Genomic DNA, 657 nt, shown 5'->3' on the forward strand with positions numbered 1-657 from the left:
CTATGATGAACGACATCGGCAACGCGTGCTCTCAAACCTTCAACGGCGCGCCAAGACCCTCGGTTTTGCTCTGGCGCCCATTCCCGAGGCCGCGGCTGTTTCTTAGGAAGCGGCGATGTTTTTCGCGGCTCAAAAGCCATGAAGTTTCAGTATATTGCCGAATATCGCGGCGTGCTGAACCGCAGTCCTCTGTGCCGCCTTATGGGGGTAACTGAGCGTGGGCTTCACGCTTGGAAGCACCGGCCCCCATCGCATCGCCAGCGGCGTGACATGGTGCTCCTCGCCCATATCCGTGACCAGCACCGTCTGAGCTTGGGCAGCTAGGGCAGGCCACGCATGACCGAGGAGTTGAACGAGCTGGGCATTCGCGTCGGCCAGCCATTGCCCGGCAGCGGTTTGCGCGCAAACCGCGAGAGGGGCCGTGTCGGGCGACTTATGCGCCAGAATGGCATCCAGGTCATCCGCAGCCGGAAGTTCAAACGCATGACCGACAGTGATCACCCCTTCAACATCGCGCCGAATCTCTTGCAACAGGACTTTAGCGCGAGCGGGCCGAACCAGAAATGCCTGTCGGTGAATGCAAGCATTCACCTGTCGGTAACAGGCCGGCGACATCACCTATGTATGGACGCGGGAAGGCTGGGTATATCTGGCTGT

At 60.0% G+C, this 657-nt stretch carries 1 pseudogene; it reads left to right on the forward strand.

Annotation, left to right across the window (positions count from 1 at the left end):
- Nucleotides 1-114: 114 nt before the first annotated feature.
- Nucleotides 115-657 (forward strand): annotated as a pseudogene (locus EGN72_RS00225) (hypothetical protein); the annotation flags it as partial.

The sequence above is a fragment of the Pseudorhodobacter sp. E13 genome, assembly GCF_003991405.1.
In the GTDB taxonomy this organism is placed as follows: domain Bacteria; phylum Pseudomonadota; class Alphaproteobacteria; order Rhodobacterales; family Rhodobacteraceae; genus Pseudorhodobacter.